Raw genomic sequence first — 25,162 nt, forward strand, 5'->3', positions numbered from 1 at the left:
GGCCGGGGGGTCCTGTCCGGCCCCGTCGGCATGAACGGGGGGCTTCGCGGGCCCGGTTCCGTACGGACCGGGCGCCCCGCGGGGCCGGGGGCGTCGGGGCCGCGGGCCCGGCGTCAGGCCGTCTCGCGCGAGACGGGCGCGCGGCGGCACCGTCCCGCCGCGGCGGCGGCCAGTCGGCCCAGTGCCTCCTCCTTGCCGCACGGGTACGCGCCCAGGGCCGTCTGACGGGCCACGATCCGGCGCTCGGCCCGCATCAGCCGCCAGCCGCGGCGCAGCAGGAACGGCACCGACTTGCGGCCCTCGCGCAGGTCCCGCAGCAGTCGGCGGCGGAACGTCGTCGTCGGGCGGCCGCGCAGGCACAGCGCGTCGGCGAGCACGCCCAGTTCCTGGCACCGCTCGACTATGTCGGCGGCGAAGATCCCCTCGGCCACGAACAGCGGCGTGCGCTCGATGTGGAGGGTCTCCCGGTCGATCCGCGAGCTCGTGGAGATGTCGTAGACCGGGACGTCCGTGCGCCCCGTGCGGCACAGCTCGACGATCGCGGCCACCGCCCCGTCCGCGTCCCAGGACTGTGCGGAGTCCCAGTCGATGTCCGTACTGCCCGGAACGAGCGGCAGCGTGGGGTCGTCGCCCTCCTTGTAGAAGTCGTCCAGGCGCAGCACCGGCAGGTCGGTGCGGGCGGCGAGGGAGGACTTGCCGGAGCCGGAAGGGCCCGCGAGGAGCACCACGCGGGTCGGGATCGGTTGGGAATTCACAGGACACGAGTGTGAGGCATCCCCCCGCGCAGGGGATCCCCCGGTACCCGTGTTGGTATCCAGCATCACACCTCAACTACTCTACGCACTCAGATGATTACTCGATCGTCTCGATCAGGTGGGAAACACATGGCACGTCATGCACTTTCCAAGTCCCCGCGCCGCGCCCTGCTGAGGGCCGGTCTGACCGTCACCGCGGTGGGCGCCGCGCTCGGTGCGGGAGGTGCGGCGGCCCAGGCGGCGCCGGCGCCCGCACCGGCCGCCGGTGCGCAGGACACCGGCCTCGGCACGGACGTCGACGCGGCGACGGGCGCGGTGACCGGGGCGCTCGGGTCGTCCCTGAAGCACGGGATCGCTCCCGTCACGCATCTGCAGCTCGACCCGCTGGCCAGGACGGGCACGGACCCGCTGGACAACGGGGTGGAGACCCGGATCGCCGACTTCAAGCCGCTCTCCACGACCGTCCTGACCGACCCGCTGACCAGCGGTGGCGCGCTGAAGGACCTGCCCGTGGTGGGTCAGGCGGCCCAGGCGCTGCACGGCGGCTGAGACGACGCCGGCCCGCCCCTCGGGAGTCCCGGAGGGGCGGGCCGCCGCCCGGCCGCACGGGCCGACCCGCGGCGAGGGGGAACGCACGGGCCGGCCGGCGGCACGGGGAGGGGCGGTCGGTGGCCCGGAGGCCGCCCGACGGCCCCTCAGTACGAGGAGCCCGACACGCCCAGTGCGCCCGTCGGGTGCCAGACCGTCTTCGTCTCCAGGAAGGCCGTCAGGCGGTGGATGCCGGGGTCGGCCGTCCAGTCCGCGGTGCCGTCGCCGTCGATGTCCTGCGGGCGCAGGACGCGCTTCAGGTTGTCCGCCGCCGCGATCTCCAGCTCCTTCGCGAGCCCGGCGTCCGCGCCCGTGAGGTCGATGGCGTTGACGTCCTGGTGGGACGCGAGCGGGGTCGCGATCTCCGCCGTCCGGCCGGACAGGACGTTGACCACGCCGCCCGGCAGGTCGGAGGTGGCGAGCACCTCGCCCAGGGAGAGCGCGGGCAGCGGGCGGTCCGCCGAGGCGACGACGACCGCGGTGTTGCCGGTCGCGATCACCGGGGCGATCACCGAGACCAGACCCAGGAACGACGACTCCTGGGGGGCCAGGACCGCGACCACCCCGGTCGGTTCGGGCGTGGACAGGTTGAAGAACGGGCCCGCGACCGGGTTCGCCCCGCCCACGACCTGGCCGATCTTGTCGGTCCAGCCGGCGTACCAGACCCAGCGGTCGACCGCCGCGTCCACGACGGCCGCCGCCTTGGACTTCGACAGGCCCTCGGCCTCCGCGACCTCCCGCACGAACTGGTCCCTGCGGCCCTCCAGCATCTCCGCGACGCGGTAGAGGACCTGGCCGCGGTTGTACGCCGTCGCGCCCGACCAGCCGCCGAACGCCTTGCGGGCGGCCACGACCGCGTCGCGCGCGTCCTTGCGGGAGGACTGCGGGGCGTTCGCCAGCCACCTGCCCTTGGAGTCGGTCACCTCGTACACCCGGCCGCTCTCGGAACGGGGGAACTTGCCCCCGACGTACAGCTTGTAGGTCTTGAAGACGCTCAGACGGTTATCGGACATCGAGGTACGCCTCCAGGCCGTGACGACCGCCCTCGCGGCCGAAGCCCGACTCCTTGTAGCCGCCGAAGGGCGAGGTCGGGTCGAACTTGTTGAACGTGTTGGCCCAGACGACGCCGGCCCGGAGCCTGTTGGCCACCGCGAGGATGCGGGAGCCCTTCTCCGTCCAGATGCCGGCCGAGAGGCCGTACTGGCTGTTGTTGGCCTTGGCGACCGCCTCGTCGGGGGTGCGGAAGGACAGCACCGACAGCACCGGGCCGAAGATCTCGTCGCGCGCGATGGTGTGCGCCTGGGTGACGTTGGTGAACAGCGTCGGGGCGAACCAGTAGCCCGCGGCGGGCAGTTCGCAGGGCGCGGACCAGCGTTCGGCGCCCTCGGCCTCGCCCGTCTCGGCGAGCGCGGTGATCCGGGCCAGCTGCTCCGCGGAGTTGATCGCGCCGATGTCGGTGTTCTTGTCCAGCGGGTCGCCGAGCCGGAGCGTGGACAGCCGGCGCTTCAGGGCGTCCAGCAGCTCGTCCTGGATCGACTCCTGCACGAGCAGGCGCGAACCGGCGCAGCAGACCTGGCCCTGGTTGAAGAAGATGCCGGTGACGATGCCCTCGACGGCCTGGTCGATCGGGGCGTCGTCGAAGACGATGTTGGCGCCCTTGCCGCCCAGTTCGAGGGTGACCCGCTTGTCGGTGCCGGCGACCTGGCGGGCGATGGCCTTGCCGACCGCGGTCGAACCGGTGAACGCGACCTTGTTCACGTCCTCGTGCGCGACCAGGGCGGCGCCCGCGTCCCCGTAGCCGGGAAGGATGTTCACGACGCCCTTGGGCAGGCCCGCCCGACGGCAGATGTCCGCGAAGAACAGCGCGGACAGCGGGGTCGTCTCGGCGGGTTTGAGGACCACCGTGTTGCCGGTGGCGAGCGCCGGGGCGATCTTCCAGGCCAGCATCAGCAGTGGGAAGTTCCACGGGATGACCTGGCCCGCGACGCCGAGCGGGCGCGGGTCCGCGCCGAAACCGGCGTGGCCCAGCTTGTCGGCCCAGCCCGCGTAGTAGAAGAAGTGCGCCGCGACCAGGGGGAGGTCCGCGTCGCGGGTCTCCTTGATCGGCTTGCCGTTGTCGAGGGTTTCCAGGACGGCCAGCTCGCGGCTGCGCTCCTGGATGATCCGGGCGATCCGGAAGAGGTACTTGGCGCGCTCGGAGCCGGGCAGCGCCGACCACTTCTCGAACGCCTTGCGGGCCGCCTTCACCGCCCGGTCCACGTCGGCCGCCCCGGCCCGCGCGACCTCGGAGAGCACCTCCTCGCTGCTCGGCGAGACGGTCTTGAAGACCTTGCCGTCGGCCGCGTCGGTGAACTCGCCGTCGATGAACAGGCCGTACGAGGGCGCGATGTCGACGACCGAGCGCGACTCGGGCGCGGGCGCGTATTCGAATGCAGATGCCATGGGGATCAGTCCACCGTCACGTAATCGGGGCCGGAGTAACGGCCGGTGCTGAGCTTCTGACGCTGCATCAGCAGGTCGTTCAGCAGGCTGGAGGCGCCGAACCGGAACCAGTGGTTGTCCAGCCAGTCCTCGCCCGCGGTCTCGTTCACCAGCACCAGGAACTTGATCGCGTCCTTGGAGGTGCGGATGCCGCCGGCCGGCTTCACGCCGATCTGCACGCCGGTCTGCGCCCGGAAGTCGCGCACCGCCTCCAGCATCAGCAGGGTGTTCGCGGGCGTGGCGTTGGTGGAGACCTTGCCGGTCGACGTCTTGATGAAGTCGGCGCCGCCCAGCATGCCGAGCCAGGAGGCGCGGCGGATGTTGTCGTACGTGGACAGCTCGCCCGTCTCGAAGATCACCTTCAGGCGGGCGTCGGGGCCGTCGGGCCGCGCGCACTCGGCCTTCACGGCGAGGATCTCCTCGTAGACCTTCAGGTAGCGGCCGGAGAGGAAGGCGCCCCGGTCGATCACCATGTCGATCTCGTCGGCCCCGGCGGCCACGGCGTCGCGGACGTCCGCGAGCTTCACGTCGAGCGCGGCGCGCCCGGCGGGGAAGGCCGTCGCCACGGAGGCCACCTTCACGCCGGAGCCGGCCAGCGCGGCGACGGCGGTGGGCACCATGTCGGGGTAGACGCAGAGCGCCGCGGTGCGCGGGGTCGTGCGGTCGAGCGGGTCGGGATTGAGGGCCTTGGCGGCGAGGGACCGGACCTTGCCCGGGGTGTCCGCGCCTTCCAGTGTCGTCAGGTCGATCATCGAAATGGCCAGGTCGATGGCGTACGCCTTGGCCGTCGTCTTGATCGAACGGGTTCCGAGGGACGCGGCGCGCGCTTCGAGGCCGACGGCGTCGACGCCGGGCAGCCCGTGCAGGAAGCGGCGCAGCGCACTGTCGGACGCGGTCGCGTCGGCGAATGCTGGAGCTGTGGTGGGCATGGTCACCAGGGGAGCATATCTACGCGCGTAGCGACCTGTACAGGGGCCCGGTCCTCCAGGGGGTGCGCGATGGGCGGGGCTAGGTTCTGTCCGGCGGATCATGAGGCCATACGATCTGATCGTGATTGATCTCCAGATCCGACGCGAGAACGGCACGATCGAGGCCCGCGCGAAGCACGGTGTGGCCTGGGGGCCTGAGCTGGCTGGTCTTGATCAGTCAGTGTTTCCAATGCTGGGACACCTGCTGCCGTACGCGGACACCGTTTTCAACCACCGGCAGGTGTCGACCCTGTTGGAGGAGGTACCGAGGCTGCCTGTAGGTGTGCTGACTGATGAGTTCGCGCGTGAGTTGATCGAGCTGGGCCACGTAGTTCTTGAGCCCAGCACGACGACCGGGCGGCATCCGCCGTACACGGTCTAGGACTCCGGGACCAGGGACCAGAAGCGGTCGACGATGCCCTCGATGTAGCGCCGCCCGTCCTCGCCGGAGGCGCTGGCGCCGCCGGCCCGGCTGAGCGTGGCCGCCATGAGGCCCTGGTACTCCTGATGCATGGTGCGCAGGGGGTCCTGGAGGCTGCGGCGGTCCGCGGAGACGAGGCGGGCGATGGGGCGGATGTGGGCCTGCCAGCGGGTGGAGACGGCCTCGGTGAGGAGTTGGGCGAGCTCCCCCTCGCGGCCGGTGATGGCGATGAAGTCCCGTGGCGGGAGGTTGAAGAGGGTGCCGAGTTCGGCGGAGTGCCGCTTGTCGCCGGTCCAGACGCCCGTCTCCTCCATGTGGCGGTAGGCGTCCAGGGGAAGACCGGTGGCGCGGGCGACGTCCTCGGCGGCGAGCCCGCGGGCCAGCCGGTGCTCGCGCAAGGTGTGGGGAGTGCCCATGAGTTCGCCGGGGGTGCACCACAAGGCGGCGGCCAGGGCGGCGACTTCGCCGTCGGCCGGCAGAGCGGTGCCGCGTTCCCATGCGGTGATGTGGTCGGGGGTTATGTGGGTCATTCCGTACGAGGCGCGCATGCCGTAAGCGACGTGACCGGGTGCCATCCCGAGTTTCTCGCGCAGGATGCGGGCGGCGCGCGCGTTGAAGGGGAGCGGTGGATGCACGGGCCGAGACTAAAGACTTACCCCTGGTCAATTCCAGAGGGTGCTTTCGCTTTCTTCCTATTTTTGTGGGACAGGTCGCCCGGTTTTTTGCAGGAACGGGCACGGGGTGTGTGGGCGGGTCAACTGGAGAAAGCTGCAAACACCTTGAGGTCGAATAGTCGCCGCGTATGATCCGCTCGCAAGACGCCGCATGTGTGTTCGCACCGCCGACTGCCACGCGCTCCCGGCGTCATAGCGATTTTTCCCCCTTTTTCCCCCTCCCCAGCAGGTCCAGGAGACAGCAGTCATGAAGACCAGCGCGACAGAGCCGGTGCGCGAGCCGGCAGCCGCACCGGGCGGCCCGCTCGACCGGTTCTTCCGAATAAGTGAACGTGGTTCGACGTACGGACGTGAAATACGCGGCGGGCTCGCCACATTTTTCACCATGGCGTACATTCTCGTGCTCAACCCGATCATTCTCGGCAGTACCGAGGACAAGTTCGGCGAACAACTGGATGCCGCCCAACTGGCCACTGCGACAACACTAGTTGCTGCGGTGATGACCGTGATCATGGGTGTGGCCGGTAACCTGCCGCTCGCCCTGGCCGCGGGTCTGGGCCTGAATGCCGTCGTCGCGTTCCAGATCGCTCCTCTGATGAGCTGGGACGACGCGATGGGCCTCATCGTGCTCGAAGGTCTGCTGATCTGCGTCCTGGTGATGACCGGTCTGCGCGAGGCCGTCATGCACGCCATTCCGCAGCCGCTCAAGCAGGCCATCAGCGTCGGCATCGGTCTGTTCATCGCCTTCATCGGCTTCGTGGACTCCGGGTTCGTCACCCGCGTACCGGACGCCGCGAACACCACCGTGCCCGTTCAGCTCGGCACGGGCACGCTGACCGGCTGGCCCATGCTCGTCTTCTGCCTCGGCGTGCTGGTGACGATCGTCCTCCTGGCCCGCAAGGTGAAGGGCGCCATCCTCATCAGCATCGTCCTGATGACGGTCCTCTCCGTCATCATCGACGCGGTCGCCGACGTCAAGACGTGGGGCCTGACCGAGCCCGCGCTGCCCGACAAGCCCATCGCCGCCCCCGACTTCGGGCTCCTGGGCAACTTCGACCTGTTCGGCTCGTTCGGCCAGGTCAGCGTGCTGACCGTCATCCTGCTGATCTTCACCCTCATCCTGTCGGACTTCTTCGACACGATGGGCACCATCGTCGGCGTCACCGCCGAGGCGGGCCTCCTCGACGAGCGCGGCCAGGTCCCCGGCCTGGGCCGGGTCCTGCTCATCGACGGTGCGGCCGCCGTCGCGGGCGGTGCCGCCTCCGCCTCGTCCGCCACCACCTACATCGAGTCCGCGGCGGGCGTCGGTGAGGGTGCGCGCACCGGTTTCGCCAACCTCGTCACCGGCGGTCTGTTCGCCCTCGCCCTCTTCTTCACCCCGGTCCTGACGATCGTGCCCCTCCAGGCCGCGTCCCCCGCCCTCGTCGCGGTCGGGTTCCTGATGATGACCCAGGTCAAGCACATCGACTGGGACCGCTACGAGCTCGCCGTCCCCGCCTTCCTGACCATCGCCGTCATGCCGCTCACGTACTCCATCACCAACGGCATCGGCGCGGGCTTCGTCTCGTACGTGATCATCAAGGCGTGCCTGGGCAAGGCCCGCGAGGTGCACTGGCTGCTCTGGGGCACCGCGGCGCTCTTCCTCGTCTACTTCGGCATCGACCCGCTGGAGCAGCTGCTCGGCATCAAGTAACCCCGCACGGACGTCCGTACGGCCCCCGTACGGACGGACACACGACACCGGGGCGGTCCCGACTCCCGTCGGGCCGCCCCGGTGTCGTGCCGCGCCGGTTCAGATCCCGGCCGCGGCCGCCAGGTCGCGCTTGATCCCGGCGAGGAGTTCCGCGCCCTTCTCCCGGGCCGCAGGCAGCTCCTCCGCCGAACCGACCGGCACCACGACCTCCAGGTAGCACTTGAGCTTCGGCTCGGTGCCGCTCGGGCGGACGATCACCCGGGCGCCCTCCAGCCGGTAGCGCAGCCCGTCGGTGGGCGGCAGCTGCGCGCTGCCCCGCGAGAGGTCCTCGGCCGAGACGACGGGCAGCCCGGCGAGCGCGGTCGGCGGCTGCTCGCGCAGCCGGCGCATGGCGTCCGCGATGACCGACAGGTCCTCCACCCGGACCGACAGCTGGTCGGTGGCGTGCAGCCCGTGCGCGACCGCCAGGTCGTCGAGGAGGTCGAGGAGGGTGCGTCCCCGCTCCTTGAGCCCGGAGGCCAGTTCGGCGACCAGGAGCGCGGCCGTGATGCCGTCCTTGTCGCGCACGCCCTCCGGGTCGACGCAGTAGCCGAGCGCCTCCTCGTACCCGTAGCGCAGACCCTCCACGCGGGCGATCCACTTGAAGCCGGTCAGCGTCTCCTCGTGGCCCAGGCCCGCCTTCCCGGCGATCCGGCCGAGCAGCGAGGACGACACGATCGACTCGGCGAACACCCCGCTCGCGCCGCGGTCCACCAGGTGCGCGGCGAGCAGCGCGCCGACCTCGTCGCCGCGCAGCATCCGCCAGCCGCCGTCGGCCGCGGGGTCCGGGACGGCGACGGCGCAGCGGTCGGCGTCCGGGTCGTTGGCGATGACGATGTCGGGGTTCTCGCGGCGGGCGGTCGCGAAGGCGAGGTCCATCGCGCCGGGCTCCTCCGGGTTGGGGAACGCGACGGTGGGGAACGCCGGGTCGGGCTCGGCCTGTTCGGCGACGAGCACCGGGGCGGGGAAGCCCGCCCGCTCGAAGGCCGCCGTCAGCACGGACGCACCGACTCCGTGCATCGCCGTGTACACGACGCGGGCGGTGCGCGGCGACCCGGCGGCGAGCACGGCGTCCGTACGGGCCAGATAGGCGTCCAGCACCTCCTCGCCGAGGGTCTCCCAGCCGTCGTCGGGGCGGGCCACGCCGTCGAGCGGGCCGACCGCGGCGATCTCTGCGGCGATCTCGCCGTCCGCCGGCGGGACGATCTGCGAACCGTCGCCGAGGTAGACCTTGTAGCCGTTGTCGCGCGGCGGGTTGTGGCTGGCGGTCACCTCGACACCGGCCACGGCGCCCAGGTGCCTTATGGCGTACGCGAGCACGGGGGTGGGCAGCGGGCGGGGCAGGACCGCCGCGCGCAGGCCCGCGCCCGTCATCACGGCCGCGGTGTCACGGGCGAAGTCGGCGGACTTGTAGCGGGCGTCGTAGCCGATGACGACGAGCCCGCCGTCCTGCCCCCGCGCCTTCAGGTACGCGGCGAGACCGGCCGCGGCGCGGATGACGACGGCGCGGTTCATCCGCATCGGTCCGGCGCCCAGCTCGCCGCGGAGCCCGGCGGTGCCGAACTGCAGCGTGCCGGCGAACCGTGCGGCGAGCTCGTCGAGATCCCCGGATTCGAGGAGCGCGGCGAGCTCGTCACGGGTCTCGGGGTCGGGGTCCTCCGCGAGCCACGTCCTGGCCCGCTCGATGAGGTCCTGCTGCACGGCGTCCGCCTTTCTGCGGTCTGCTTCGTGGGTGGGGGCGCGGACCGGCCGCGGCCGGTCCGGAGCCTGCCGGGTGACCTTCGACCGGGTGCGGCCGCCCGACGGGTGTCTCGGAGCGCCCGGTGGCGGGCGGCGCCGGGCGCTCTCAGATGCGTTCGAGGACCCGGGCCAGCAGCGCGCCCATCCGGGTCGCGGAGTCCCGCCCGGCCTGGAGCACCTCCGCGTGGTTGAGCGGCTCGCCGCTCAGCCCCGCCGCCAGGTTCGTGACCAGCGAGATGCCCAGCACCTCGGCACCGGCCTCGCGCGCGGCGATGGCCTCCAGCACGGTGGACATGCCGACCAGGTCGCCGCCCATGACCCGGACCATGTTGATCTCGGCGGGCGTCTCGTAGTGCGGGCCGGGGAACTGCACGTACACACCCTCTTCGAGGGTGTCGTCGACCTCCTTGCACAGCGCGCGCAGCCGCGGCGAGTACAGGTCGGTCAGGTCGACGAAGTTGGCGCCGACGATCGGGGAGGCGGCGGTCAGGTTGATGTGGTCGCTGATCAGCACCGGCTGACCGGGGCGCATGCCCTCGCGCAGACCGCCGCAGCCGTTCGTCAGGACGACCGTGCGGCACCCCGCGGCGACGGCGGTGCGGACCCCGTGCGCCACGGCGGCGACGCCCCGGCCCTCGTAGAAGTGCGTGCGGCCGAGGAAGACCAGCACCCGCTTCCCGCCGATCCGGTACGAGCGGATCGTGCCGCCGTGCCCCTGCACGGCGGGCGCCGGGAAACCGGGCAGCTCGGTCACCGGGAACTCGGCCTCCGGGACGCCGAGAGCGTCGCCGGCGGGCGCCCAGCCGGAACCCATCACGAGCGCGACGTCGTGGGTCTCGGCACCGGTCAGCTCGCGCAGGCGGGCGGCGGCGTCGGCAGCGGCGGCGTACGGCTCGCCCTGGATGTTGTCCGGAATAACTGATGCGTTCACGCGGATGAGGGTAACCGGTGATTCCCTACGCGCGTAGATGCCCATGCGCGGAGTCCGCAGGCATTCCTTCGTACGTTCATACAAATGTGCTGGTCCGGGGGTCAGCAGGGACGCTTGCGCAGTTCCATCACATAGTCGTGCGGCGCGCCCGCGGACTCCGCGGCGTCGGCGATCTCGCCGAGGTAGCGGGCGGACGGCAGCCCGCCCTCGTACCCGTTCAGCACGTACATCCAGGCCGGCTCCTCGCCGTCCAGGGTGTGCACGCGCACCCGCATCCGCCGGTAGATGTCCAGGCCGACGCCCTCCCACCGGTCCATGGAGTCCTCGTCCATCGCCGCCAGGTCGTACAGCGCCACGAAGACCTGGGAGCGGGGGGCCTCCACCACCGTGGCGAGCGCGCCCTCCCAGCCCATCTGCTCCCCGCCGAAGGTCAGCCGCCAGCCGTTGAGCCAGCCGGTACCGCGCAGCGGGGAATGCGGTGCGCGGCGCGTCATCAGCCGCGCGTCGAGGTTGCCGGCGTACGCGGCGTAGAGCGACATGGCATCGAGGGTACGGGAGGGGACGGGGGGAACGTCGATCCCCGGCGGAAGATCCCCCGAGGGGGCCGCCCCCGCCGCGCGCGCCCGGCGCACGCGCCCTTTCGGCCGGGCCCGCCCACCACCGGCCCGGCCCGGCCGCGCGCACCCCGGTGCACGTATGGAGGGCCCCGGGGCGAAGCACCTTGGCGCGTGCGGGACAATGAAGTACGTACTGCATTCCCCGGGGCCACCCCCCGGACCCCCGGCCGGGGCAGCAGACGGCCGCGGGATGACACACGCGAGGCGGACTTTTCGTGACCCGGATCGTGATCATCGGCGGCGGACCCGGCGGGTACGAGGCGGCATTGGTGGGCGCCCAGCTCGGCGCGGAGGTGACCGTCGTCGACTGCGACGGCCTCGGCGGCGCGTCCGTGCTCACCGACTGCGTGCCCTCGAAGACCCTGATCGCGACGGCGGAGGTGATGACCACCTTCGACTCCTCGTACGAGGAACTGGGCATCATCGTCGCGGACGACACCCCGCACATCGAGCAGGCGGCCCGCGTGGTCGGCGTCGACCTCGGCAAGGTCAACCGGCGTGTGAAGCGCCTGGCGCTCGCCCAGTCCCACGACATCACGGCCTCGGTCACCCGGGCCGGCGCCCGGGTGATGCGCGGGCGCGGCCGGCTGGAGGGCCTCCAGGCCGCCGACGGCTCCCGCGCGGTCGTCGTGACCGCCGCGGACGGCACGGAGGAGCGGCTCACCGCCGACGCCGTGCTGATCGCGACCGGCGGCCACCCCCGGGAGATCCCGGACGCCCTCCCCGACGGCGAGCGCATCCTGAACTGGACCCAGGTCTACGACCTCGACGAGCTGCCCGAGGAGCTCATCGTGGTCGGCTCCGGCGTGACGGGCGCCGAGTTCGCGGGCGCCTACCAGGCGCTCGGCTCGCGCGTCACGCTCGTCTCGTCCCGCGACCGCGTGCTGCCCGGCGAGGACCCGGACGCCGCCGCCGTGCTGGAGGACGTCTTCCGGCGCCGCGGCATGAACGTCATGGCCCGCTCCCGCGCCCAGGCCGCCAAGCGCGTGGGCGACCGGGTCGAGGTCACCCTCGCCGACGGCCGGGTCATCTCCGGCTCGCACTGCCTCATGGCGGTCGGCGCGATCCCGAACAGCGCGGGCATGGGCCTGGAGGAGGCCGGGGTCCGGCTCAAGGAGTCCGGCCACATCTGGACCGACAAGGTCTCCCGCACCAGCGCGCCCGGCGTCTACGCGGCCGGTGACGTCACCGGGATCTTCGCCCTCGCCTCGGTCGCCGCCATGCAGGGCCGGATCGCGATGTACCACTTCCTCGGCGACGCGGTGGCCCCGCTGGACCTGAAGACGGTCTCCTCGAACGTCTTCACCGACCCCGAGATCGCCACCGTCGGCTACACCCAGGCCGACGTCGACGCCGGCAAGATCGACGCCCGGGTCGTCAAGCTGCCGCTGCTGCGCAACCCGCGCGCCAAGATGCAGGGCATCCGCGACGGCTTCGTCAAGATCTTCTGCCGCCCCGGCACCGGCATCGTGGTCGGCGGCTGTGTCGTCGCCCCCCGGGCGAGCGAACTGATCCACCCCATCTCGATCGCGGTCGACAACAATTTGACGGTGGAACAGATCGCGAACGCCTTCACCGTCTACCCGTCCCTGTCGGGTTCGATCGCGGAAGTGGCCAGGCAGCTGCACACCCGCAAGCGCGCCGGCGAGGCGTGACACCCCGGTCGACGAGGGGCTTTCCGACCGGTCGGTCCCCGGCGACTCCCGACGACCCGGGGGCTCCGGGGGACACCGTTCGATCAGTACGGGACAACAACGGGGCCTTCTATACCACTTGACGGTCACGCGTGTGCGCAACTTCCGTTAATCGGCGCAAACTGCTGAAAACGCTCGGGTGGTCACGTTACTGTCAGTTTCGTGTTCGCTGCAGAACGTCGTCAATTGATCCTCGAAATGGTGCGTGCCAACGGGGCGGTATCGCTCCGTGAGCTCGCCCGCGTCGTCCAGACCTCCGAAGTGACCGTACGGCGGGACGTGCGGGCACTGGAGGCAGAAGGACTCCTCGACCGCCGGCACGGCGGTGCGGTCTTGCCGGGCGGTTTCACGCGGGAGTCCGGCTTTCCGCAGAAATCCCATCTCGCCACCGCGGAGAAGACGGCCATCGCCGACCTGGCCGCCGGTCTCGTCGAGGAGGGCGAGGCCATCGTCGTCGGCGCCGGTACGACCACGCAGGAGCTGGCCCGCCGGCTCGCGCGGGTCCCCGGGCTGACCGTCGTCACCAACTCGCTGCTGGTCGCCCAGGCGTTGGCCCATGCCAACCGGGTGGAGGTGGTGATGACCGGCGGCACGCTGCGCGGTTCCAACTACGCCCTGGTGGGCAGCGGCGCCGAGCAGTCCCTCCAGGGGCTGCGGGTCTCGCGCGCGTTCCTCTCCGGGAGCGGGCTCACCGCGGAGCGCGGCCTCTCCACGTCCAACATGCTCTCGGCGAGCGTGGACCGGGCCCTGGTGCAGGCCGCCGCCGAGGTGGTGGTCCTGGCGGACCACACGAAGCTCGGCTCCGACACCATGTTCCAGACGGTGCCGACGGACCTCATCACCCGCCTCGTGACGGACGAGCCCCCCGGCCATGACGACCGTGCCGCGACCGAACTCCAGGCACTGGCGGACCAGGGGGTGCAGATCGCCGTGGCCGGTGCGGGGAACGGCCCGGCCCCGGCCGAGCCCCTCCCGCACGGCCGGCAGCCCCGCCGGGACATGCCGCTGCCCGGCCAGCGCCGTACGCACGGGGGCGGTGGCACCACCTCGGGGCCGGGACCGCAGCAACTGCGGAGCGCGGCGGTGCTGGCGGACCAGAGTCAGGGGGACCGGGCGAGGGTCGCGGACCTGCGCCGCCGATAGCCGCACCGGCCGACGGCGGCTGATCGGCGGGCGGCCCGGGCGGTCGTGCGGCCCGTCGGCCCGGCGGTCGTGCCCGGTCGGCCCGTCGGCGGGCGTCGTTCCCGGGGCGGCGGTGTGCGACACGTGGCATGCGATACGCGGTACGTGACATGCGGCGCGGCGGGGCCGCGTGCGGCCGCTGTGCCGAACGGCCGGGATCAACTCCCTTCCGCGTTCGGCCCCTTCAGCCCCTGGAGGGTCAGCATCAGCAGCCGGTCCGCCAACTCCGGGTCGTCCGGCGACTGCTCGGCGGCCAGGGCGATCGCGTTCGTCAGCTGCATCAGGTCGTCGATCGACACGTCCGGCCGCACGGCCCCGCTCGCCCGCGCCCGCGCCAGCAGCGTCGCACCCGCCTCGCGCAGCGGCACGTTGCACTGCGAGAGCGCCGAATTCTCGTCCCGCGACGTCGACATGAGCGCCTGGGCGACCCCCCGGTACTCACCCGCGTGAGTGATGATCGCGCGCAGCCACTCCACCAGGCCCCGGCAGGGCTGTTCGGCCCCGGCGAGCTCGTGGGAACGGGCGATCAGGGACGTCAGGGCCTCCTGGAAGACGGCGTTCATCAGCGCGTGCCGGTTCGGGAAGTGCCGGTACAGCGTGCCGATGCCCACGCCCGCGCGCCGCGCGATCTCCTCCAGCGGCGCGTCGGTGCCGTGCTCCGCGAAGGCGGCGCGGGCCTCGCGCAGCAGCCGGTCGTGGTTCCGGCGCGCGTCGGCGCGCATGGGCCGGACCGGCGTCCGTGCCGTACTGGTCGTCATCGCGCGGTCCTCCCGATCTCCGTCCCGGGGTCCAGGATGCCACCGCGCGCCCGGCGGCCCCGCCGGTATCCGCGGAACGAACTCCCCGACCGGGTCCGGACCGGGAGAACGGCCGGGGCCCCGCTCGGCCGCGTACGGCTTCGCAGGGCCCCGGTGGTGCCACGGGTATCGCGGTCGGGTCGTCAGTCCTTGATCTCGCAGATGACCGCGCCGGAGGAGATCGAGCTGCCGACCTCGGCGGTCAGGCCCTTGACGGTGCCCGCGCGGTGGGCGTTGATGGGCTGTTCCATCTTCATGGCTTCGAGGACGACGATGAGGTCGCCTTCCTGGACTTCCTGGCCTTCTTCGACGGCGATCTTGACGATGGTGCCCTGCATGGGGGAGGCGAGGGTGTCGCCGGAGACGGCGGAGCCGGACTTCTTGGCCGCGCGGCGTTTGGGCTTGGCGCCGGCGGCGAGGCCGGTGCGGGCCAGGGACATGCCCAGGGAGGAGGGCAGGGAGACCTCCAGGCGCTTGCCGCCGACCTCGACGACCACGGTCTCGCGTCCGGGACGGTGCCCGCGCGGTGGGCGTTGATGGGCTGTTCCATCTTCATGGCTTCGAGGACGACGATGAGGTCGCCTTCCTGGACTTCCTGGCCTTCTTCGACGGCGATCTTGACGATGGTGCCCTGCATGGGGGAGGCGAGGGTGTCGCCGGAGACGGCGGAGCCGGACTTCTTGGCCGCGCGGCGTTTGGGCTTGGCGCCGGCGGCGAGGCCGGTGCGGGCCAGGGACATGCCCAGGGAGGAGGGCAGGGAGACCTCCAGGCGCTTGCCGCCGACCTCGACGACCACGGTCTCGCGTCCGGGCTCCTCGTCGGTGTCCGCGTCGGCGGGGGCGGTGAAGGGCTTGATCTCGTTGACGAACTCGGTCTCGATCCAGCGGGTGTGGACCCGGAAGGGGTCGGCGGTGAAGGCGGGATCGGTGACCACGGCGCGGTGGAAGGGCAGGGCGGTGGCCATGCCCTCGACCGTGAACTCGGCCAGGGCGCGGGCCGCGCGCTGGAGGGCCTGTTCGCGGGTGGCGCCGGTGACGACGAGCTTGGCGAGCAGGGAGTCCCAGGCCGGGCCGATCACGGAGCCGGATTCCACGCCGGCGTCCAGGCGGACGCCGGGGCCGGTGGGCGGGGCGAAGAGGGTGACGGTGCCGGGGGCGGGCAGGAAGCCGCGGCCGGGGTCCTCGCCGTTGATGCGGAACTCGAAGGAGTGCCCGCGCACCGGCGGGTCGTCGTAGCCCAGTTCCTCGCCGTCGGCGATGCGGAACATCTCGCGGACCAGGTCCAGGCCGGTGACCTCCTCGGTGACCGGGTGCTCGACCTGCAGACGGGTGTTGACCTCCAGGAAGGAGATCGTGCCGTCGGTGCCGACCAGGAACTCCACCGTGCCGGCACCCACGTAGCCGGCCTCCTTGAGGATGGCCTTGGACGCCGCGTACAGCTCCGCGTTCTGCTCATCGGTCAGGAAGGGGGCGGGGGCCTCCTCGACCAGCTTCTGATGACGGCGCTGCAGCGAGCAGTCACGGGTGGAGACGACCACGACGTTGCCGTGGGAGTCGGCCAGGCACTGCGTCTCCACGTGACGCGGCCGGTCGAGGTAGCGCTCCACGAAGCACTCCCCGCGCCCGAACGCCGCGACCGCCTCGCGCACCGCCGAGTCGTACAGCTCGGGAACCTCCTCCAGCGTGCGGGCCACCTTCAGACCGCGCCCCCCGCCGCCGAAGGCCGCCTTGATCGCGATCGGCAGCCCGTGCTCCCGCGCGAACGCCACCACCTCGTCCGCACCCGAGACCGGATCGGGAGTACCCGCCACCAAAGGCGCCCCGGCACGCTGCGCGATGTGCCGCGCGGCGACCTTGTCGCCCAGATCCCGGATCGCCTGCGGCGGCGGCCCGATCCACGTCAGCCCCGCATCCAGGACCGCCTGCGCGAACTCCGCGTTCTCCGACAGGAACCCATAACCCGGATGGACCGCATCAGCCCCGGAATCCTTCGCCGCCTGCAGCACCTTGGCCATGTCCAGATAACTGGCCGCCGGGGTGTCACCGCCCAGAGCGAATGCCTCGTCGGCCACCCGCACATGCAGAGCATCCCGGTCCGGGTCCGCGTAAACGGCCACACTCCCGATCCCGGCATCCCGGCACGCCCGAGCAACACGGACAGCAATTTCGCCACGGTTGGCGATGAGCACCTTGCGCAGCCGGTGGCAAGGAGGCGGAGGGGGAGTGCGGAGGCGCGCGTCCGGGTGCGGGGTTGCGGGTGAGGGGCGCCCAAACTCTTGTCCGAGGCGTTACCCGTTAGTAGGGTCCGCGCTATCGCACGTACTGCAGGTAACAGGGGGTGGGCGCCGTGGTGCGCAGACCGGTGGCGTTCGTGGCCGCGATCGTGTTGTTCGCGGAGGCCGTGGGCATCGTGTTCATCAACGCCGTGCTGGCGACGGTCGTCGAGAACCAGGACATGTCCCTGGCGGGTCTCGAATCCTCCGCCATGTCCACCGGCACCTGGGCGATGGGCGGCGTTTCCGGCGCGTACCTGCTGCTGTGCGGGCTGATCCTCCTGCTGACCGGCATCCGCGACCGGGCCCCGGGCCGGCTCGCCCGCATCGTCCTGATCGTCTGCGCCGTCGTGCACGGGGTGCTGGGCGCGCTGACGGTCGGCCTGGTCGGCTGGGCCGCGTTCGCGGTCCTGATGGTGGTGCTCGGGCTGATCGTGCTGACCCTGGTGGTCTACGGCGACGGGGTCGGCGGGTCCGACGGACCGGCCGCCGACGCCGAGTCGGGGACCGTGGCCCCGGTCGCCTGAACGGCCCCGCCGGGACCGGCGCCGGTCGCCCGGACGGGCCTGTCGAGTTCCGCCACCGCCGCCGGGCCGGGCGCCGTGGCGCCGATAGCCCGAACGGCCCCGCCCGGGCCCAGCGTCCGCCCGCCGTCCGGGCCCGGATTGCCGCTTCCTGCAGGGCGTCGCGCACGGCGTGTCGCGGGCGTGTCGCCGGGGTGCGGGCGCGACCCGGCCGACCGGGGTCCGCGCTCGGGCCCGGCCTCGGTCCTCGGGCCCGGCCTCGGTCCTCGGGTCCGGCCCCGGTCCTCGGGTCCGGAGTGTCCCGGTCCTCAGGCCCAGAGTTCGGTGACGGAGATTCCCAGCTCGCCCAGCAGCCGGCGCAGCAGCGGCAGGGACAGGCCGATGACGTTGCCGTGGTCGCCCTCGATGGAGTCGACGAACGGTGCCGAGCGGCCGTCCAGGGTGAAGGCGCCCGCGACGTGGAGGGGCTCGCCCGTGGCCACGTAGGCGGCGATCTCGGCGTCCGTCGGCTCGCCGAAGCGGACGGTCGTGGAGGCGGTCGCCGAGGCCGTGCGTCCGGTCGCCGTGTCGACCACGCTGTGACCGGTCCGCAGCACCCCGGCCCGGCCGCGCATGGACTTCCAGCGGGCGATGGCCTCCTCGCCGTCGGCGGGCTTGCCGAGCGCCTCGCCGTCCAGTTCGAGCACCGAGTCGCAGCCGATGACGAGCGCGCCCGCCGCCTCCGGCCGGCCGGCCACCGCGGCGGCCTTGGCCTCGGCGAGCACGAGGGCCAGCTCGGCGGGGGTGGGGGCGCTCAGCGCGTCCTCGTCCACCCCGCTGACGACCACCTCGGGTGCGAATCCGGCCTGCCGGAGAAGGCCGAGCCGGGCGGGGGAGGCGGAGGCGAGCACGAGACGGCGCTGATCAGTCATACGCGCCATCGTAGAAGGGGCGGACCGGCCGCCGGGACCCGAGAGGGCCGGCGTCCGCGCACGGTCCTGCACGCGGCCCCTCACGCGGTTCCTCAGGGGTGCGCGCCGAGCACGAACATCGCGAGCACCATCGCGAGCGCAAGCACCAGCCCCGCGCGACGCATCATGTCCTGGGCGTCGCGCAGTTCCTTCGGCGGCTTGTTCTCGGGGTCGGACCACAGCATGGAAACGATCCTGCTGTCCGGGCGCGCACCGCGCCTGAGTACGGGTACTCAACCGCCGTGGCGCGTACGGAGCAAATCGTTCCGAACGCGACGGAGGCCCGGCCCCGGGACTCGTCGTCGAGGGGGCGGACCTCCGGAAACGCGCGCTGTCCGGTCAGCCGGGCCAGTACGTCCGGGCCCAGGCGCGCGGTCCCGGCAGGTGGCGTTCGCGCCGTGCGATGCGGCCCGGGTCGGACCACTGCCCGGGCAGCGCCGGTGCGCCGGACGCCGCGTCGGGCTCGGACAGCGACGCCGCGGTGCGCGCCCGGACCACCGCCAGTGCGGCGGCCAGCTCCTCAGGGGTCGGGTTGCCCCGTACGACCTTGATCATGGCCAGGACCCTTTCTAGAGGGGGATGTTGCCGTGCTTCTTCGGGGGCAGCGACTCCCGCTTGGTGCGCAGCTGGCGCAGCCCCTTCACGATGTGCGCACGGGTGTCGGACGGCATGATCACCGCGTCGACGTAGCCGCGCTCGGCCGCCACGTACGGGTTGAGCAGCGTGTCCTCGTAGTCCGCGATCAGCTCGGCGCGGGTGGCGTCCTGATCCTCGGCGGCGGCGATGGTGCGCCGGTGCAGGATGTTCACCGCGCCCTGCGCGCCCATCACGGCGATCTGCGCGGTCGGCCAGGCGAGGTTGATGTCGGCGCCCAGGTGCTTGGAGCCCATGACGTCGTACGCGCCGCCGAACGCCTTGCGGGTGATCACGGTGATCAGCGGGACGGTCGCCTCGGCGTAGGCGTAGATCAGCTTGGCGCCGCGCCGGATGATGCCGCCGTACTCCTGGTCGACGCCGGGCAGGAAGCCGGGGACGTCGACGAAGGTCAGCACGGGCACGTTGAAGGAGTCGCAGGTGCGGACGAAGCGGGCGGCCTTCTCGCTCGCGTTGATGTCCAGGCAGCCCGCGAACTGCATCGGCTGGTTGGCGACGATGCCGACCGGGTAGCCCTCGACGCGCCCGAAGCCGGTGATGATGTTCGGCGCGAACAGGGCCTGGGTCTCCAGGAATTCGCCGTCGTCCAGCACGTGCTCGATGGCGGCGTGCATGTCGTACGGCTGGTTCGCCGAGTCCGGGATGAGGGTGTCGAGTTCGCGGTCCTCGTCCGTCGTGGCCAGGTCCGCCTCCTCGGGGAAGGCGGGCGCCTCGGAGAGGTTGTTCGAAGGCAGGTACGACAGCAGCGACTTGACGTACTCGATGGCGTCCTTCTCGTCGCCCGCCATGTGGTGCGCCACACCGGAGGTGGTGTTGTGGGTGCGGGCGCCGCCCAGCTCCTCGAAGCCGACGTCCTCGCCGGTGACGGTCTTGATGACGTCGGGGCCGGTGATGAACATGTGCGAGGTCTGGTCGACCATGACCGTGAAGTCGGTGATCGCGGGGGAGTACACCGCGCCGCCCGCGCAGGGTCCGACGATCAGCGAGATCTGCGGGACGACGCCCGAGGCGTGCACGTTGCGGCGGAAGATCTCGGCGAACAGGCCGAGCGCGGCCACGCCTTCCTGGATGCGCGCTCCGCCGCCGTCGTTGATGCCGATGACCGGGCAGCCGGTCTTCAGCGCGAAGTCCATCACCTTGACGATTTTCTCACCGTAGACCTCGCCCAGCGAGCCGCCGAAGATGGTGAAGTCCTGCGAGTACACGCAGACGGGGCGGCCGTCGACCGTGCCGTAGCCGGTGACGACGCCGTCCCCGTAGGGGCGGTTCTTCTCGATGCCGAAGTTGGTGGAACGGTGCCGGGCGAACTCGTCGAGCTCCACGAAGGAACCCTCGTCGAGCAGCAGGTCCACCCGCTCGCGGGCGGTCAACTTGCCCTTCGCGTGCTGCTTCTCGACCGCGCGCGCCGAACCCGCGTGGGTCGCCTCGTCGATACGGCGCTGCAGGTCCGCGATCTTGCCCGCGGTGGTGTGGATGTCGATCTCTTCCGGCTCGGACATCGGGTGGCGGCTCCCTGCCTGGTCACGGGGACGACTGTGGTGCTGATCAGCTGCTTGAACACCTACTGACCCGTAGCGTATCGGCGCGGATACGGTTCGGCAGTGCGTCGTTTGCCACACCTAGTCTGGGTTGCATGACACCTTCGGATGCGCCACACAGCCGCTGGTCGGACCTCGACCGGCCGCCCCTGAACGTTCCCGCGCTGCGCCGCGGACTGCTGCGGCCGGGCGGGTTGTGGACCGCGCTCGACGTGGTGGAGTCCACCGGGTCCACCAACTCCGACCTGGCCCGGCGCGCGGAGGGGCTCACCGAGGGCACGGTGCTGGTCGCCGAGGAGCAGACGCGGGGCCGGGGCCGCCTCGACCGCACCTGGACGGCCCCGGCCCGTTCGGGCCTCTTCCTCTCCGTCTACCTGACGCCGGGCGACGTCCCCGTCGAGCGGTGGGGCTGGCTGCCGCTGCTCACCGGCGTCGCGACGGCCACCGGCCTGGCGCGGGCCGCGGGCGTCGACACGGGCCTGAAGTGGCCCAACGACCTGCTGGTCACGGTGGGGGGCGAGGAACGCAAGGCGGGCGGCATCCTGGCCGAGCGCGCCGGGGACGGCGTCGTCGTCGGCATGGGGCTGAACGTCACCCTGCGCGCCAACGAGCTGCCCGCGCCCACGGCCGGGTCGCTGGCCCTGGCCGGTGCGGTCTCCACCGACCGCGAGACGCTGCTGCGGGGCGTGCTGCGTTCGCTGGAGCACTGGTACGGCCGGTGGCGCGAGGCGGGCGGCGACGCGACGGCGAGCGGCCTGCAGGAGGCGTACGCGGCGGGCTGCGCGACGCTCGGCCGGACGGTGCGGGCCCAGCTGCCCGGCGACCGCACGCTCGTCGGCGAGGCCGTGGCGATCGATGGCGAGGGCCGTTTGCTCCTGTCCACGCGGGACGGCCTCCAGGAGCCCGTTTCGGCGGGCGACATCGTCCATCTGCGGGGCATCGGCGGCGGCCTGGTCTGACCTCCCGGGCGCGGCCCGGTCCGGCCCACGCGACGGCGCACGGGCCCCGGAACGGCGCGGGGCACACGTGTCCACCAGGCGCGTTCCGGGGCGCCCCGGCGGCCGGGACCGGGGCTTTCGGGCGCGTTCCGGCACGCCATGAAGGCGTGAGCCACGGCACACCTGCCGTATCGTTGAGGCGATCCACCGACAGATCGGCAGGGCAGTGCGCAGGGAACGGGCAGGAGGCGGCTGGTGACCGTCGACGACACGACTTCTGGCGCGGGGAAGCAGCCCCCGTCGGAATCCTCGGTCCACGCGACACCGCATCACGAAGTCGACCACACGGCGGAACCGAGCGACGACCCCCTCGCGATCCGGCTGGAACACCTGATCCTGGGCGCCGACCGCCGCTACACGCCGTTCCAGGCGGCCCGGACCGCCGGTGTCTCCATGGACCTGGCCTCGCGGTTCTGGCGGGCCATGGGCTTCGCCGACATCGGGCAGGCCAGGGCGCTGACCGAGGCCGACGTACTGGCGCTGCGCCGCCTGGCCGGTCTCGTCGAGGCGGGGCTGCTCAGCGAGCCGATGGCGATCCAGGTGGCCCGGTCCACCGGCCAGACCACCGCCCGGCTGGCGGAGTGGCAGATCGATTCCTTCCTGGAGGGGCTGACCGAGCCGCCCGAGCCCGGGATGACCCGCACCGAGGTCACGTACCCGCTGGTCGAGCTGTTGCTGCCGGAGCTCCAGGAGTTCCTGGTGTACGTGTGGCGGCGCCAGCTGGCCGCCGCCACCGGCCGGGTCGTGCAGGCCGCCGACGACGAGGAGATGGTCGACCGGCGCCTCGCCGTCGGATTCGCCGACCTCGTCGGGTTCACCCGGCTGACCAGGCGCCTGGAGGAGGAGGAGCTCGGCGAGCTGGTCGAGGCGTTCGAGACCACCGCGGCCGACCTGGTCGCGGCGCACGGCGGCCGGCTCATCAAGACCCTCGGCGACGAGGTCCTCTTCGCCGCCGACGACGCGGGCACCGCGGCCGAGATCGCGCTGCGCCTGATCGAGGCGATGACGCAGGACGAGACGATGCCCGCCCTGCGGGTCGGCATCGCCTTCGGCACGGTCACCACCCGAATGGGCGATGTCTTCGGGACGACGGTGAACCTCGCCAGCCGGCTGACGTCGATAGCGCCCAAGGACGCCGTGCTCGTGGACGGGGCGTTCGCGGAGGAGCTGACCCGGACCGGCGACGCCCCCGCCTCCGAGGCGAAGGCGGCGGAGGAGGCCGCGGTGGCCGAGAAGGAGCGCCGGGAGGGCGCGGAGCCGGCGGCGCTGCCCACGTACCGCTACGGGCTGCAGCCGATGTGGCAGCGCCCGGTGCGCGGGCTCGGCGTGGTGGAGCCCTGGCTGCTGGCCCGCCGCGGCACGACGTCCTGACTCCTTTACCCCGACCCCTTTCCCGGCCCGCCCGGGGCGGTTTCCGGCCGGGTTCCCGCATCGCGCCCGTACCGGCCCGGGGCCGCCGGGACGGTGCGCCATAGGATCCCTCCGGTAACGATCGTTAACCGGAGGGGTGCAGTCATGACCATCACGTCCGAGCAGCGGTTCGGGGACTTCGTCGGCGTACGGGTCCACGAGGGGCGGGAACACGTCGCCGAGCTGGTTCTCGACCGTCCCAGGGCGATGAACGCCGTGTCCACGGACATGGCCCGCTCGATCGCCGCCGCCTGCGCCGCGCTCGCCGTCGACCCGGCCGTACGGGTCACCGTCCTCACCTCCAGCCACGAGCGGGCCTTCTGCGTGGGCGCGGACCTGAAGGAGCGGAACTCCTTCACCGACGCCGAGCTGCTGCGCCAGCGCCCCACCGCCCGTGCCGCGTACACCGGTGTGCTCGAACTTCCGATGCCGACCATCGCCGCCGTGCACGGCTTCGCGCTCGGCGGCGGGTTCGAGCTGGCCCTGTCCTGCGACCTGATCGTCGCCGACCGCACGGCCGTGGTCGGGCTGCCCGAGGTGTCGGTCGGTGTCATCCCGGGCGGCGGCGGCACCCAGCTGCTGCCGCGGCGCGTCGGCGCGGCGCGCGCGGCCGAACTGGTCTTCTCGGCCCGGCGGGTGGAGGCGGCCGAGGCGCACGGGCTCGGGCTGGTCGACGAGCTGGTGGAGGCCGGGCAGGACCGGACGGCGGCGCTGGAGCTGGCCGGCCGGATCGCCGCCAACTCCCCGGTGGGGCTGCGGGCCGCCAAGCGGGCGCTGCGGCTGGGCCACGGCCTCGACCTGCGGGCCGGTCTCGAAGTCGAGGACGCGGCCTGGCGGTCGGTGGCCTTCTCCGGGGACCGCGCCGAGGGCGTGGCCGCGTTCAACGAGAAGCGGAAGCCGAATTGGCCCGGTGAGTGACGGTCCGTGACATTGCGGTCGGGAAAGACACGCAGCGAACACAAGTAATGCCCCAAATTGATCAAAACGGCATAAAGCTACATAAACTGTAGCGATGGGTGATGATGCGCGGCTGCGGGCCGTGGTTTCGCTTGCGCAGACGATGGCGGCGGCACACACCCCGCGGGGGTCGTGGCGAGCGGCTGCGCTGGGGGCGTGCGAGGCGCTGGGCGGCAGCTTCGCCGCGCTCTCCGTGTGGGAGCGCGGGCGGGGGCAGTTGCGGGTGCTGGTGAACGCGGGCGAACGCGCCGAGGGGGAGGAGGAGTTCCCCGAGGCGGAGGCGTATCCGGTGCACCAGTTCCCGGAGATCACCGAGTTCCTGCACGAACGCTGGGCCGGCGGCGGCGAGCCCGACGCCTGGGTGGAGACCGCCGACGGCTCGGTGGACGGGGTGCCGAGCGCCGGGAGGCTGTACGGCAGCGGGTACGAGCGGGAGCGGGTGGCCGCCCTGAAGCGGCGCGGGCGCGGCTGCTGCGTGGTCGCGCCGATCGTGCTGCACGGGCGGGCCTGGGGCGAGCTGTACGTGGCCCGCCGGGTGGGCGAGCCGGTGTTCGGGCGGGCGGACGCGGACTTCGCGACCGTGCTCGCCGCCGTCGTCGCCGCCGGGATCTCCCAGACCGAACGGCTCGAAGAGGTCCGCAAGCTCGCCTTCACCGACCCGCTCACCGGGCTGGCCAACCGCCGCGCCGTCGACGTGCGGCTGGACGAGGCGGTGGAGCGGCACCGGGCGGAGGGGGTGGTGGTCAGCCTGGTCGTCTGCGACCTCAACGGGCTGAAGCGGGTCAACGACACCCATGGGCACGCGGTCGGCGATCGCCTGCTGGAACGTTTCGGCTCGGTGCTGTCCCGGTGCGGCGCGATGCTGCCCGGCGCGCTCGCGGCGCGGCTGGGCGGGGACGAGTTCTGTCTGCTCGCGGTCGGCCCGGAGGTGGACGACGTGGTCCGGGTGGCCACCGAACTCTGCGAACGGGCCGCCGAGTTGGAGCTCGGTGACGGGGTGGCCTGCGGGGTCGCGTCGACCGGTGACCCGGTCGGCCCGGTGGTGTCGGCGCGACGGCTGTTCCGGCTGGCGGACGCGGCCCAGTACCGGGCGAAGGCGGCCCGCTCGAAGAAGCCGGTGGTGGCCGGGCGCACGGTGCCGTCGGGGCCCTCCGCCTCGCCCTCGCCCATCAGCGTCAGGGCGCAGTGGGAGAGCGGGGCCAGGTCGCCGGAGCAGCCGAGCGAGCCGTACTCGTGGACGACCGGCGTGATGCCGGCGTTGAGCACGTCGGCCATGGTC

General features: G+C 72.3%; 22 protein-coding genes and 4 pseudogenes. 10 read left to right on the forward strand and 16 right to left on the reverse strand.

The annotated features are described in order from the left end of the window. Window positions 1–113: 113 nt before the first annotated feature. The gene (locus EAO76_RS28950; RefSeq protein WP_148838860.1) at window positions 114–821 is read right to left on the reverse strand and encodes a uridine kinase; all 708 of its coding nucleotides are present in this window, start codon (window positions 819–821) and stop codon (window positions 114–116) included. Between the two features lie 63 nt (window positions 822–884). Here EAO76_RS28950 and EAO76_RS28955 point away from each other — a divergent pair, with 63 nt between their 5' ends. Beyond that, window positions 885–1,304 (forward strand): hypothetical protein, encoded by a 420-nt coding sequence (locus EAO76_RS28955; protein ID WP_148838861.1) that lies wholly within the window; start codon window positions 885–887, stop codon window positions 1,302–1,304. A gap of 146 nt (window positions 1,305–1,450) precedes the next feature. Here EAO76_RS28955 and EAO76_RS28960 read toward each other — a convergent pair whose 3' ends face one another. From EAO76_RS28960 to deoC, 3 genes are read right to left on the reverse strand one after another with little or no spacing between them, the layout of a single operon-like run. Next, window positions 1,451–2,356 carry an aldehyde dehydrogenase family protein gene (locus EAO76_RS28960; protein WP_148838862.1) on the reverse strand — a complete coding sequence of 302 codons (906 nt, stop codon included), beginning with the start codon at window positions 2,354–2,356 and terminating at the stop codon, window positions 1,451–1,453. Beyond that, complete coding sequence (locus EAO76_RS28965) at window positions 2,346–3,785, reverse strand: aldehyde dehydrogenase family protein (protein WP_148838863.1); 1,440 nt, start codon at window positions 3,783–3,785, stop codon at window positions 2,346–2,348. The genes EAO76_RS28960 and EAO76_RS28965 overlap by 11 nt, the downstream gene beginning before the upstream one ends. A 5-nt stretch (window positions 3,786–3,790) precedes the next feature. Further along, window positions 3,791–4,753 carry a deoxyribose-phosphate aldolase gene (deoC, locus tag EAO76_RS28970; protein ID WP_148840364.1) on the reverse strand — a complete coding sequence of 321 codons (963 nt, stop codon included), beginning with the start codon at window positions 4,751–4,753 and terminating at the stop codon, window positions 3,791–3,793. 121 nt (window positions 4,754–4,874) lie between these two features. Here deoC and EAO76_RS28975 point away from each other — a divergent pair, with 121 nt between their 5' ends. Then, complete coding sequence (locus EAO76_RS28975; protein WP_148838864.1) at window positions 4,875–5,174, forward strand: hypothetical protein; 300 nt, start codon at window positions 4,875–4,877, stop codon at window positions 5,172–5,174. On the opposite strand, the gene EAO76_RS28980 is transcribed toward EAO76_RS28975, so the two are convergent. After that, window positions 5,171–5,848 carry a helix-turn-helix transcriptional regulator gene (locus tag EAO76_RS28980; protein ID WP_148838865.1) on the reverse strand — a complete coding sequence of 226 codons (678 nt, stop codon included), beginning with the start codon at window positions 5,846–5,848 and terminating at the stop codon, window positions 5,171–5,173. The genes EAO76_RS28975 and EAO76_RS28980 overlap by 4 nt on opposite strands. A 286-nt stretch (window positions 5,849–6,134) precedes the next feature. Here EAO76_RS28980 and EAO76_RS28985 point away from each other — a divergent pair, with 286 nt between their 5' ends. Next, complete coding sequence (locus tag EAO76_RS28985; protein WP_148838866.1) at window positions 6,135–7,580, forward strand: NCS2 family permease; 1,446 nt, start codon at window positions 6,135–6,137, stop codon at window positions 7,578–7,580. A gap of 99 nt (window positions 7,581–7,679) precedes the next feature. Here EAO76_RS28985 and EAO76_RS28990 read toward each other — a convergent pair whose 3' ends face one another. The 3 genes from EAO76_RS28990 to EAO76_RS29000 form a co-directional block, all read right to left on the reverse strand. Then, complete coding sequence (locus EAO76_RS28990; protein ID WP_148838867.1) at window positions 7,680–9,320, reverse strand: phospho-sugar mutase; 1,641 nt, start codon at window positions 9,318–9,320, stop codon at window positions 7,680–7,682. Window positions 9,321–9,465: 145 nt separating this feature from the next. Further along, window positions 9,466–10,290: a purine-nucleoside phosphorylase gene (locus tag EAO76_RS28995; protein WP_148838868.1), complete on the reverse strand. Its 825-nt coding sequence runs from the start codon at window positions 10,288–10,290 to the stop codon at window positions 9,466–9,468. A gap of 101 nt (window positions 10,291–10,391) precedes the next feature. Continuing rightward, window positions 10,392–10,829 (reverse strand): gamma-glutamylcyclotransferase, encoded by a 438-nt coding sequence (locus EAO76_RS29000; protein ID WP_148838869.1) that lies wholly within the window; start codon window positions 10,827–10,829, stop codon window positions 10,392–10,394. A 293-nt stretch (window positions 10,830–11,122) separates the two neighbouring features. Here EAO76_RS29000 and EAO76_RS29005 point away from each other — a divergent pair, with 293 nt between their 5' ends. Both EAO76_RS29005 and EAO76_RS29010 read left to right on the forward strand, forming a co-directional pair. After that, window positions 11,123–12,562, forward strand: a complete 1,440-nt coding sequence (locus tag EAO76_RS29005) for an NAD(P)H-quinone dehydrogenase (protein ID WP_148838870.1) — start codon at window positions 11,123–11,125, stop codon at window positions 12,560–12,562. Window positions 12,563–12,763: 201 nt separating this feature from the next. After that, entirely contained in the window at window positions 12,764–13,744 is a 981-nt protein-coding gene (locus EAO76_RS29010; protein WP_148838871.1) for a DeoR/GlpR family DNA-binding transcription regulator, read from the forward strand. A 197-nt stretch (window positions 13,745–13,941) separates the two neighbouring features. On the opposite strand, the gene EAO76_RS29015 is transcribed toward EAO76_RS29010, so the two are convergent. The 3 genes and pseudogenes from EAO76_RS29015 to EAO76_RS29025 form a co-directional block, all read right to left on the reverse strand. Further along, entirely contained in the window at window positions 13,942–14,541 is a 600-nt protein-coding gene (locus tag EAO76_RS29015; protein ID WP_148838872.1) for a TetR/AcrR family transcriptional regulator, read from the reverse strand. A gap of 182 nt (window positions 14,542–14,723) precedes the next feature. After that, window positions 14,724–15,089, reverse strand: a pseudogene (locus EAO76_RS29020) (acetyl-CoA carboxylase biotin carboxyl carrier protein subunit); the annotation flags it as partial. Window positions 15,090–15,091: 2 nt separating this feature from the next. Further along, window positions 15,092–16,777, reverse strand: a pseudogene (locus EAO76_RS29025) (biotin carboxylase N-terminal domain-containing protein); the annotation flags it as partial. Window positions 16,778–16,917: 140 nt separating this feature from the next. On the opposite strand from EAO76_RS29025, the gene EAO76_RS29030 reads away from it, so the two are divergent. After that, complete coding sequence (locus EAO76_RS29030) at window positions 16,918–17,379, forward strand: hypothetical protein (protein WP_148838873.1); 462 nt, start codon at window positions 16,918–16,920, stop codon at window positions 17,377–17,379. 305 nt (window positions 17,380–17,684) lie between these two features. Here EAO76_RS29030 and EAO76_RS29035 read toward each other — a convergent pair whose 3' ends face one another. The 4 genes from EAO76_RS29035 to EAO76_RS29045 form a co-directional block, all read right to left on the reverse strand. Beyond that, a complete protein-coding gene (locus EAO76_RS29035) occupies window positions 17,685–18,296 on the reverse strand; it encodes a nucleoside triphosphate pyrophosphatase (RefSeq protein ID WP_187438825.1) in 612 nt (203 codons plus the stop codon). 83 nt (window positions 18,297–18,379) lie between these two features. After that, window positions 18,380–18,511, reverse strand: coding sequence for a morphogenic membrane protein MmpB (gene mmpB, locus EAO76_RS46720; protein ID WP_262375816.1), 132 nt, complete (start codon window positions 18,509–18,511; stop codon window positions 18,380–18,382). A gap of 154 nt (window positions 18,512–18,665) precedes the next feature. Further along, complete coding sequence (locus EAO76_RS29040) at window positions 18,666–18,881, reverse strand: acyl-CoA carboxylase epsilon subunit (protein WP_148838875.1); 216 nt, start codon at window positions 18,879–18,881, stop codon at window positions 18,666–18,668. A gap of 14 nt (window positions 18,882–18,895) precedes the next feature. Then, window positions 18,896–20,479 carry an acyl-CoA carboxylase subunit beta gene (locus EAO76_RS29045; RefSeq protein WP_148838876.1) on the reverse strand — a complete coding sequence of 528 codons (1,584 nt, stop codon included), beginning with the start codon at window positions 20,477–20,479 and terminating at the stop codon, window positions 18,896–18,898. A gap of 134 nt (window positions 20,480–20,613) precedes the next feature. Here EAO76_RS29045 and EAO76_RS29050 point away from each other — a divergent pair, with 134 nt between their 5' ends. The 4 genes and pseudogenes from EAO76_RS29050 to EAO76_RS29065 form a co-directional block, all read left to right on the forward strand. Beyond that, window positions 20,614–21,477 (forward strand): biotin--[acetyl-CoA-carboxylase] ligase, encoded by an 864-nt coding sequence (locus EAO76_RS29050; protein WP_148838877.1) that lies wholly within the window; start codon window positions 20,614–20,616, stop codon window positions 21,475–21,477. Between the two features lie 234 nt (window positions 21,478–21,711). Next, entirely contained in the window at window positions 21,712–22,887 is a 1,176-nt protein-coding gene (locus EAO76_RS29055; protein WP_148838878.1) for an adenylate/guanylate cyclase domain-containing protein, read from the forward strand. Between the two features lie 144 nt (window positions 22,888–23,031). Next, window positions 23,032–23,844, forward strand: coding sequence for an enoyl-CoA hydratase/isomerase family protein (locus tag EAO76_RS29060; RefSeq protein WP_148838879.1), 813 nt, complete (start codon window positions 23,032–23,034; stop codon window positions 23,842–23,844). A 94-nt stretch (window positions 23,845–23,938) separates the two neighbouring features. Further along, window positions 23,939–25,015: pseudogene (locus EAO76_RS29065) on the forward strand (diguanylate cyclase domain-containing protein); the annotation flags it as partial. Here the strand turns inward: EAO76_RS29065 and EAO76_RS47370 are convergent. Beyond that, a pseudogene (locus EAO76_RS47370) lies at window positions 25,006–25,162 on the reverse strand (aromatic amino acid lyase); the annotation flags it as partial. The pseudogenes EAO76_RS29065 and EAO76_RS47370 sit on opposite strands and share 10 nt — an antisense overlap.

This window comes from Streptomyces sp. sk2.1 (assembly GCF_008120935.1).
GTDB lineage: Bacteria > Actinomycetota > Actinomycetes > Streptomycetales > Streptomycetaceae > Streptomyces.

Bases quoted from the DNA above. Each gene is read 5' to 3' on its own strand.
- EAO76_RS29050 (WP_148838877.1), top strand. From the start codon at position 20,614: ATGACACCTTCGGATGCGCCACACAGCCGCTGGTCGGACCTCGACCGG.
- EAO76_RS28955 (WP_148838861.1), top strand. From the start codon at position 885: ATGGCACGTCATGCACTTTCCAAGTCCCCGCGCCGCGCCCTGCTGAGG.
- mmpB (WP_262375816.1), bottom strand. From the start codon at position 18,511: ATGCTGTGGTCCGACCCCGAGAACAAGCCGCCGAAGGAACTGCGCGAC.
- EAO76_RS29060 (WP_148838879.1), top strand. From the start codon at position 23,032: ATGACCATCACGTCCGAGCAGCGGTTCGGGGACTTCGTCGGCGTACGG.
- deoC (WP_148840364.1), bottom strand. From the start codon at position 4,753: ATGCCCACCACAGCTCCAGCATTCGCCGACGCGACCGCGTCCGACAGT.
- EAO76_RS29045 (WP_148838876.1), bottom strand. From the start codon at position 20,479: ATGTCCGAGCCGGAAGAGATCGACATCCACACCACCGCGGGCAAGATC.
- EAO76_RS29035 (WP_187438825.1), bottom strand. From the start codon at position 18,296: ATGGCGCGTATGACTGATCAGCGCCGTCTCGTGCTCGCCTCCGCCTCC.
- EAO76_RS29040 (WP_148838875.1), bottom strand. From the start codon at position 18,881: ATGATCAAGGTCGTACGGGGCAACCCGACCCCTGAGGAGCTGGCCGCC.
- EAO76_RS29015 (WP_148838872.1), bottom strand. From the start codon at position 14,541: ATGACGACCAGTACGGCACGGACGCCGGTCCGGCCCATGCGCGCCGAC.
- EAO76_RS28960 (WP_148838862.1), bottom strand. From the start codon at position 2,356: ATGTCCGATAACCGTCTGAGCGTCTTCAAGACCTACAAGCTGTACGTC.
- EAO76_RS28965 (WP_148838863.1), bottom strand. From the start codon at position 3,785: ATGGCATCTGCATTCGAATACGCGCCCGCGCCCGAGTCGCGCTCGGTC.
- EAO76_RS28985 (WP_148838866.1), top strand. From the start codon at position 6,135: ATGAAGACCAGCGCGACAGAGCCGGTGCGCGAGCCGGCAGCCGCACCG.
- EAO76_RS28950 (WP_148838860.1), bottom strand. From the start codon at position 821: ATGCTGGATACCAACACGGGTACCGGGGGATCCCCTGCGCGGGGGGAT.
- EAO76_RS29000 (WP_148838869.1), bottom strand. From the start codon at position 10,829: ATGTCGCTCTACGCCGCGTACGCCGGCAACCTCGACGCGCGGCTGATG.